Origin of the sequence: Frankia sp. AiPa1, assembly GCF_023243075.1 — a bacterium.
GTDB lineage: Bacteria > Actinomycetota > Actinomycetes > Frankiales > Frankiaceae > Frankia.
The window spans coordinates 1-9,087 of the sequence record NZ_JALKFZ020000053.1 but is presented as its reverse complement, the minus strand read 5'-3'; the positions used below and the strand labels follow the sequence as shown (position 1 = coordinate 9,087).

6 protein-coding genes are annotated in these 9,087 nt (G+C 72.5%); 2 read left to right on the top strand and 4 right to left on the bottom strand.

Annotation, left to right across the window (positions count from 1 at the left end):
- The 4 genes from MXD95_RS06785 to MXD95_RS06770 all read right to left on the bottom strand — a co-directional run.
- A partial coding sequence (locus MXD95_RS06785; protein ID WP_250639685.1) for a DEAD/DEAH box helicase occupies positions 1-1,247 on the bottom strand: 1,247 nt, incomplete at its 3' end.
- Positions 1,248-1,881: 634 nt separating this feature from the next.
- On the bottom strand, positions 1,882-2,490 hold the full coding sequence (locus tag MXD95_RS06780; protein WP_250639684.1) for a hypothetical protein: 609 nt from the start codon (positions 2,488-2,490) through the stop codon (positions 1,882-1,884).
- 46 nt (positions 2,491-2,536) lie between these two features.
- Positions 2,537-3,745 (bottom strand): DUF445 domain-containing protein, encoded by a 1,209-nt coding sequence (locus MXD95_RS06775; protein ID WP_250639686.1) that lies wholly within the window; start codon positions 3,743-3,745, stop codon positions 2,537-2,539.
- Positions 3,746-4,130: 385 nt separating this feature from the next.
- Entirely contained in the window at positions 4,131-4,907 is a 777-nt protein-coding gene (locus MXD95_RS06770) for an enoyl-CoA hydratase-related protein (RefSeq protein ID WP_250639683.1), read from the bottom strand.
- A 173-nt stretch (positions 4,908-5,080) separates the two neighbouring features.
- On the opposite strand from MXD95_RS06770, the gene MXD95_RS06765 reads away from it, so the two are divergent.
- Both MXD95_RS06765 and MXD95_RS06760 read left to right on the top strand, forming a co-directional pair.
- Positions 5,081-5,977, top strand: a complete 897-nt coding sequence (locus MXD95_RS06765) for a thioesterase family protein (RefSeq protein WP_250639682.1) — start codon at positions 5,081-5,083, stop codon at positions 5,975-5,977.
- A gap of 808 nt (positions 5,978-6,785) precedes the next feature.
- Positions 6,786-9,087, top strand: a 2,302-nt coding sequence (locus MXD95_RS06760; protein WP_250639681.1) for a sensor histidine kinase, incomplete at its 3' end; no start/stop codon positions are given.

Sequence of the window (9,087 nt, the reverse complement as noted above, 5' to 3'; positions counted from 1 at the left end):
GATCCGGGCCGGCCGATCCGGTGGCCGTCGCGACGGCCGTGACGAAGCTCACCGTCACGCGTCCCGGTGGAACCGGCGCGAGGACCACCGCCGAACCGGGGTCCGCGGCCGCCACCACCGCTGCTGGACGCGTCGCGGGCCTTCGGGATCGCGTCCCGGCTGACCCGAGGCGCCGGCGGGCCGGCGAGCTCGAGGATCACCGGGTCGTCGGGCTTCGTCGGCACCGGTCGCGCCTCGACGCCGACCGCGCGCAGCAGCCCGCGCACCTTGCCGCGCTCGGCGGGCAGGGTGACCAGCACGTCGGCACCGTCGGCGCCGGCCCGGGCGGTACGGCCGCCACGGTGCTGGTAGGTCTTGGCGTCCTCGGGCGGGCCGAGGTGCACGACCAGCCGGATGCCGTCGACGTGGATACCGCGCGCCGCGACGTCGGTCGCGACCAGCACCCGGTAGAACCCGTCGGTGAACCCGGCGAGCGCCCGAGTCCGGGCGCCCTGCGGCATCCCGCCGTGCAGCGGCTCGGCCGGGACGCCCGCGCGGGACAGCGACTCGGCGATCCGGTCGGCGTCGCGCTGGGTGCGCACGAACACCAGCGTGCGCCCGGACCCGCCGGCGAGCGCGGTGACGAGCTCCACCTGCGCGGCCCGGTCGGGCGCTTCCAGGGCATGCCGCACAAGTGTGGTGACCTGGGAGGTCTCCGAGTCGATCGCGACGAGCACCGGGTCCGGCAGATAGTCGCGGACGAGCACCTCGACCTCGCGGTCGAGCGTCGCGGAGAACAGCAGCCGCTGCCCGCCGCTGGGAGTGGCGTCCAGCAGTGCCCGCACCGCCGGCAGGAAGCCGAGGTCGCACATGAAGTCGGCCTCGTCGAGCACGGTCATCTCGATGTCGCCGAGCTCACAGGCGCCGCGCTCGATGAGGTCGGTCAGCCGGCCCGGGGTGGCCACGACCAGGTGCACTCCGCGGCGCAGCACCGACATCTGCCGGCTGATCGACGTCCCGCCGTAGACGGGGACCATCCGGAGGTTCAGCGAGCGGGTCAGCGGCTCGAGGGCGTCGTTGACCTGCTGGGCCAGCTCGCGGGTGGGGACCAGCACGAGGGCGCGAGGCCTGCGCGGGGTGGCCGGACCGCCGCCGGCGAGCCGACCGAGGATCGGCAGGCCGAACGCGAGGGTCTTGCCCGAGCCGGTGCGGGCCCGGCCAAGCACGTTCTCTCCGGCGAGCACGTCGGGCAGGGTCGCCGCCTGCACCGCGAACGGAGCGGCGATGTCCCGCTCGGCCAGCGCCCTGATCAGCCTCTTGGGCAGGCCGGCGTCCTCGAAGGACTCCGCCGGGGGCCGGGGGTCACGGGTGGTGAGGGCAGAAGCGGCCGGACGCGCCGGGCCGCTGAAGCGGGAGCCACCGTACCGGGAGCCGCGGCCGGAGCCGCGACCGGCACCGCTCGCTGCGCCACGGCCCCGGGGCGGGCGCGGCTGGCGATGGGCAGCAAGGGACTGGGAGTTTCCATGCTGAGACAGAGGGATCCGCCGATCAGGTCAGGGCCACCATGAGATCAGTTGGACAGGTGCGAAGGTCCGCACAAGCCCGTTGCATCGTCCGGCGGCCGGGGTACGGCCGGCTCCGCGACCGGACCCAACGGCGGGATGTCCCGCTATGGCGCTCGCACCGACCTCGCACACCCGACCATTCAGCCGGGCGCGGACAGCCGCTCGGGCCGTCGTCGTGTTTTACGGTACCTCGACGATCCGAGTATCGGGGCCCGTCGGCAGGGTGCAACGAGTTGGTGCATACCCGTGGGTGGCGGTCTGCCCCGTCATGGTGCGCCAGATCCTCGGTGCACGGCGCGGTGCCCCCGTGCGTGGACGCGGTCCGCATCGTCCGGACTCACCCGATCGCGCGGAGGCCCCGCGGCGGCCCGCTGGGGCCGCGTGCCGCGGTGTTGCGGGCCGCGAACACCAGAAACACTCCGACCCCGACGCACACGGCGAACGGTCCGATGACGCGTGCGCCGGCCGCGTGCACCGCGGCGAACCCCACCAGCAGGACGCCGAAAGCGCCGATCAGGGCCGGTCGGGACGCGACGAGGATCACGGTCGGGAACAACGGCCTGGGCCGACCGGCGAAGGGCCTGCGTCGACCGGCGCCGACCAGGCACGACAGCGCCAGAGGGACGCCGATGAGGGCGGTCACGGCCAGATCGGCGCCGGTGGTGCGGTGTGGCGTGACGAGCAGCCACGACCCGGCCGCGAACAGGGCGACCGGCACGGGCGCGATGGGCCGTGCGTCCCGGCCGCGAGGTGCCGCGGGTCTCGGCCGCTCGGGTTGTCTCCAGTGTTCTGGTCGGGGCGATTCCGTCCGTGCCTGTCCTGTGGCCGGCTGCCCGGTGGCGACGGCGGGAGACCCCGCGGCCCGGCTCAACGTGAGCAGCGGCGCGACCAGCGGCAGCAGGTAGTGGCACCAGACGACCGGCGAGGCGAGCAGCGCCGCGACCACCCCACCGGTGAAGACGAGTCTCGGCGCCCGACACGCCGACGGGGCGTCACAGCAACAGCTGGGTCAGGGTGTGGATGACCAGGCCGACCAGGGCGCCGACCACCGTGCCGTTGATCCGGATGAACTGCAGGTCGCGGCCTACGTGCAGCTCGATGCGCCGGGAGGTCTCGGCTGGTTCCCAGCTCGCCACGGTGTCGCCGATGATCGCCGCGATGTCGCCCTTGTAGCGGGCGACGGCACGGGCGGCGAGGTCCGCGGCGCCCTGGTCGACGGTGCGCGCGAGTTCGGGATCGTCGGCCAGCCGGGCGCCGAAGGCGGCGAGCTCACGGCGGGCGCGCACCCGGGCGGTGCTGTCCGGGTCCGTGACCAGATCGAGCAGGATCGCCTGGGCGCTCGCCCAGATCGCCGCGACCGCCTGGCCGACCTCCGGACGGGCTAGCCAACGCCGTTTCATCTGCTCGACCTGCTCGCCGAGATGCGCATCGGTGCGCAGCCGGGCGGCCTGGTCGCCGAGGAATCGGTCCAGGGTCCGGCGGACCCGATGCTCGGGATCGGCCCGGATCTGGGCCAGCGCCTCCAGCGCCTTGTCGTAGGCCTTGGCCGCGACCGCCTCATCGAGCCACTGCGGGGTCCAGGTCGGGGCCTGGTCGAGCACGAGTCGGCTGAACGTCTCGGGGTTGAGTAGCAGCCACTGTTCGACCTCGGCGAGGATCAGCTCGACGAGCCGGTCGTGCATCCGGGCGTCGAGGACGCGCTGCAGCAGCGCGCCGAGGGTTCCCGCCCAGGGCCGTTCGACCAGCCGCGGCACGACGGCCCGGTCGACGATCTCCCGGACCAGATCGTCGTTCGTCCCGGCGATCACCGTGGACAGCCGTCCGGCGATCTCGGCGGTCACCCGCTCGGCATGGGCCGGATCGCGTAGCCAGGCACCCACCCGGGCGGATACCCCGACAGCGTCGACCTTGTCTCGCACGACCTGTTCGGCGAGGAAGTGCGTGCTGACGAAGTTCTCCAGGCCGCGTCCGAGGGCGTCCTTGCGATGCGGAATGATCGCGGTGTGGGGGATCGGCAGGCCAAGCGGATGGCGGAACAGCGCCGTCACCGCGAACCAGTCGGCGAGCGCGCCGACGACTCCGGCCTCGGCGGCGGCCGCCAGATATCCGGTCCAGGCCGGTCCGGAATGGTTGTGCCAGGCCTGGGCCGCCAGGTAGACGACGACCACCAGCGCGAGCAGCCCGGTCGCGATCAGGCGCATCCGGCGCAGCGCCTGGCGCAGCCCAGGCTCGTCCGCCGTCCCCCGGGGGAACGCTGTTCCGCGGGGAAAGTCCGGTCCGTCGGGAGCGGCTGGCTTCGGGGAAGCGGCTCGTCGCGGCGCGACGGGTGCCGCCCGGGAGGCCGCGGCCTCGCTCGGGGCCGACTGGCCGCCCGCCGGGTCGTTCATCGACCGCTGTCCCCTCCCACATGGTCTGCGTCCACAGCCTATGCGGTCGGTATCGCCTCTCGGCGGGCACGTTGTCGCACTCTCGGGCGAGGCGCCCCCTCGCCAGCGGGTGCCGCGCCGACGGGCGGTGAGCTCCACCGTGGTGGCTCAAACCCCCATGGTCGCCCAGGCCCCGCGCGGGGTGGCCGCGCCGGGCTGTTCAGGCCCGCGACGGGCGGTCCTGGCGGGACGCTCCCGGCAGGCGGGCAGCGATCGCCGCGCGGGTCTGCGGTGACTCGAGCTGCTGGGCGAACCGCACCGCCTCGGCCTCGATACGGGCGAGCACGTCCGGCCCCGAGGAGTCGTGCAGCAGCGCGCGGGTCGCCGCCAGCGCCTGTGCGGGCTGGGCGAGCAGCGCCGCGACGCGGGCGTCGACCCGTGCCCGCAGCGCGTCGGCGTCGGGCAGCACCTCGGTGACCAGACCGAGCCGCTCGGCCTCGGCCGCGTCGATCGGCTCCCCGAAGTAGAGCAGCCGCGCGGCCGCGGCAGGTCCCACTCGGCGCGGCAGCAGCAGGCTGGACCCGAACTCCGGCACCACCCCCAGGTTGACGAACGGTAGACCGAAGACGGCCCGGGCGCTGGCGTACACCAGGTCGCTGTGCAGCAGGACGGTCGTGCCGATCCCGATCGCCGGGCCGTCGACCTCGGCGACCAGCAGTTTCGTCCCGGCCGCCACCGCCCGCAGGAACGTCATGGTCGGGCCGTCGGTCCGCAGCCCCCCACCGGACAGGAAGTCCGCGAGGTCGTTGCCCGCGGTGAACGTGCCGCCCTGCCCGCTCAGGCGGATGACGCGGATGGCGTCCTCCCGCTCGGCGCGGGCGAACGCCTCGGCCAACGCAAGGTACATCTCCTGTGTGATCGCGTTGCGCTTCTCGGGCCGGGCGATGCGCAGGGTCAGGACTCCCGCGTCGACCTCCGCCTGGATCTGGCCGCTCACGTGATCTCCTCGTCGTCGTCGTCGTGGTCGTGGGTGTGGGTGTGGTGGGTGTGATGGCCGTGGTCCGGGCCGCGCTCTGGTGGCCGCGCTCTGGTGGCCTTGGCCTGGTGGACAGCACGATCCCCCGTCGCGCGTCCGGGCGCAGAGGTGGTGGCCCTGCCAGGATGGTCACCGTGACAGACCCCAGCGAACACGGCATCCTGTCCTCTCTCGAGGTGGACCCCGGGCAGCGCCGTGGCCGGTTCGTCGCCGCGCGCCATCTGCTCAACACCAAGGGCACGCTGTGGGGCGGCTGCGGCCTGGCGGCGGCGATCGATCTCGTGCGCGCCTGCGGCGGGCGGGAGTGTCTGTGGGCACAGACGCACTTTCTCGCGCCGGTACAGTGCGGCGAGACCGTCGAGCTCGCCATCGAGCCGTACGGCGGACTGTCGCAGGCCGTGGTGCGCGCCACCGCGCGTGGGCGGGTCGTGTTCGTCGCCACCGGGACATTCGGACGACCCAGCGGCGCCATCACGCGCTTCGCGCCGCCCGCCGACTGGGCTCCGCGGCCGGCGGACTGTCCGCTGCGCACCTATCCGGACTGGCTGACCTTCGACCGCGACGGCGTGCTCTGTCTGGTCGAGCAGCGGTGGGCCCGCCCGCAGCGGAGCACCCTTGACGGCACCCCGGGGGTTGGGCGCAGCGCGCTGTGGCTACGGCTGCGCCGGCCCGGGCCGTCCGGGCAGGCCGGGCAGGTGCTCGCGGGACCCGCGCTCACCGCGTCGGCGCTCGCGGTGCTCGCGGACTTCGCCCCGGTCGGGCTGATCGAGGCCGTGGGCGACATGACCTATGGCACGAGCCTGGACAACCACCTGCGCCTGATCGCAGTGCCCGCCGGCGAGTGGATCCTGCTCGACGTGCAGGTGGAAGCCGTGGTGCGCAACGTCGCCCAGATGCGGGCGCACATGTACGACGAGGGCGGCGCGCTGGTCGCCACGGTCAGCCAGTCGACGCTGGTCCACCGGGTACGGCCGCCGCGTCCCGCGGACTCCCTGCGTTGTCATTCAAATGGGACGTATTTGTCCCGATAAGCGCAAGCGGCCGGGTTGCTTGTGGGGTGGGCCACGGTTCGCACGAGCCCCTGTCAGCCCGCGCCGTGACTGGTATGGGCCATGGCCGGAGCTCCCGGCGCGTTTCCCGGCCGTGGGGGATTGAAACCCGGTGGGGTGGGTAACCAGCGTTCGAGAGTCCGGGACGTCGGGTGGCCGCATGCGCAGGTGTGCGGGACGCCACATTCCGCACCGCTCTTCACGGTAAGTAAAGAGCGCGTCCGGCAATTGTGGATCGCCCGGTGCCGATTGCGGATGTGAGCTGTGCGTCCCGGGGCTCATCGGTGGGTTGCCGGTAGTGCCGGTGTTCAGATGTTGTCGCTGTCGCGAAACCGGCGCTCCGATGACTATCCATCGTGCGGGCCAGATCGGGCTGGACCGTGCTGGTTACTGTTGGACCGGGTTCGTCTCGGTGGCCCGAGGCTGCCTGCCTTCGGATACCCCACATTCATTCAGCGGCCACCCGATGGTGCGTGATCCGGGTGGTGAATAGTCGTCACCGCCTGCAACGCGCCATCGCTCTCCCGTCGACAAGGCAAGCCCCTAACGAGGTACCCGGAATGCCCCGCTAGAGTTGTCTGCGCCCCCGAACAAACGCCCTGACGGACCACCGGTCCCCGCGAATGCGGTCGCCGGTCGTTGTCGTATGTGCTCCTTCGGAGCGATGTCCTGCGCAAGCCCTGCCCCTTCAGCGGCCTCGCTCCTGGAGAGGCTTCTGTCCCGGCTGAACTCGAACCCACACCCCCGCACACGAGGCGCCCACCTGCCGGGTGCCGGACGAGAGGACCGGATGCTCCAGAATTGGCCCATCCGCTCGAAGCTCGTGGTGATTCTCGTCGTCCCCCTGGCCGCGTTGGCGGTGCTGAGCGCGATACAGGTGCGGGGGAACGTCGACAACGTCCGGGCCGCGAACCGCACGAAGGCGCTGGCCGGTTTTGCGATCAAAGCAAACGACCTGGTCGCGGCGCTGCAGACCGAGCGTTACGCCACGAACTCCTACGTGGGTTCGTCCTACCTGGCCGTCCCCCAGCAACAGGTGGTGATCGCTGCCCGCCCACCGGTCGACCGGGCGTTGCAGACCTACCTCGCCGGTGAGGCGGGGCTGCCCGCGAGCGCGCGGGACGCCCTGGCCAGCACGCTCGATTCGATCTCGGCGCGCCTCGACCGGCTGCCGGCCCAGCGGCGCGCGATCGACGCCCACCAGGCCCAGGTCGGCCAGAACAACGAGTACTACAACGAGGTCGTCGGCGACCTGCTCTCGCTCAACGGCCGCGTCGCGGCCGGCAGCCACGACTCCCGCCTGGTCAACGGGGCCACGACGCTCGTCGCCATCTCCCAGGCCAAGGAACAGGCCGCGCAGCAGCGCGGCGCGGTGGCGCGGGTGATCATTCTGGGGCAGACCGACGCCACGACGCTGCGTGCCATCCAGACCTCGTCCGGTGCCGAGGACGCGTGGTTGCAGCAGTTCCGCACCACCGCGACGCCCCAGGAGCAGTCGTACTACAACGTGACCGTCGGGCGGACGATCGCCGCGGCCACGTCCATGCGGGACGGCACGGTGAGCACCGTCCAGCGCCAGCAGCCGGTGACGATCACGCAGGAGACCTGGCTCGGCACCGTCGACAAGAAGATCGCCGCGATGCGCCAGGTCGAGACCCGCACTGCCACCGACCTGGGCGCGACCAGCCGCCACCTGTCCAGCACGGCAACCCGTGACGCGGTGTTCGGCGGAACGGGTGTGTCGTTGATCCTCATTGTGTCGATCGTGATTTCGCTGCTCGTCGCGAGTCCGATGATCCGGCATCTGCGCAGACTGCGACAGAGCGCCCTCGAGATCGCCAATGATCGACTTCCCGGCGTCGTCGAACGCCTTCACCGAGGCGAGCAGGTGGATATGGACGCCGAGCTTTTCCCGGTCGGTGTTCAGAGTACGGATGAGATTGGCCAGCTGGGCGAGGCCTTCTCCACCGTGCATGCCGTGGCCGTGCGCACCGCGGTCGAACAGGCCGCGATGCGCAAAAGCATCGGAGACACGTTCCTCAATCTCGCCCGCCGCAGCCAGGCCCTGATCCACCGCCAGCTGAAGATCATCGATGGCATGGAGCGCAAGGAGACCGACCCCGACGAGCTCGAGGAGCTGTTCCGCCTCGACCATCTCGCCACCCGGATGCGCCGCCACGCGGAGGACCTCATCGTCCTGTCCGGTTCCAAACCCGCCCGAGGATGGCGCCGGCCCGTTGCCATCAAGGACGTGGTGCGCGGCGCCGTCGCGGAAGTCGAGGACTACACCCGGGTAAGGGTGATGCCGATCGACGGCGGGGCCATCAGTGGCCATGCCGTCGGTGACATCATCCACATGCTGGCCGAGCTCATCGAGAACGCCACCTCCTTCTCCCCGCCGCATACCCCGGTGCAGGTCAACGGGCACGAGGTGTCCAACGGGTTCGTCATCGAGGTCGAGGACCGTGGCCTGGGTATGAACCCCGAGGAGTTCCAGGCACTCAACGAGCGCCTGGCCAACCCGCCGCCGTTCGACCTGTCGACCAGCGAGCGGCTCGGCCTGTTCGTCGTCGGCCGCCTCGCCGAGCGGCACAGCGTCTCGGTTCGGCTACGGCCTTCGCCGTACGGGGGCACGATGGCCATCGTCCTGGTCCCGGGCACCCTGCTGCGTCAGGCGGAAGACCCCGAGGACAGCCGGGTGACGGGCGGCGGCGCCACCGTCCGGGCCCTGCCCGCACCGGCCGTCCCCGCCCTCACCGGATCGGCCCTGGACGAGGACGGTTTCGCCGGCCCGACGCGCGCCCTTGGTCCCGTGCGCGGTGCCGGATCCGCGCGGGACACCCAGGGACGGTCGGGCGTCGGCCGGCAGCGTGAACGCGGCACTCCGCTGCGCGACGCGGCCGACTTCGCGCCGGATCTCGGCTCCGCCCGGGACAGCTCCGCCCAGGACGCAGCGCAGGTCGCCTCCGGGGGGGGGGGCGGGGGGGGCCCCCCCCCCCCCCCCCCCGCCCCCCACCCCCACCCCCCCCCCCCCCCCCCCCCCCCCCCCCCCCCCCCCCCCCCCCCCCCCCCCCCCCCCCCCCCCCCCCCCC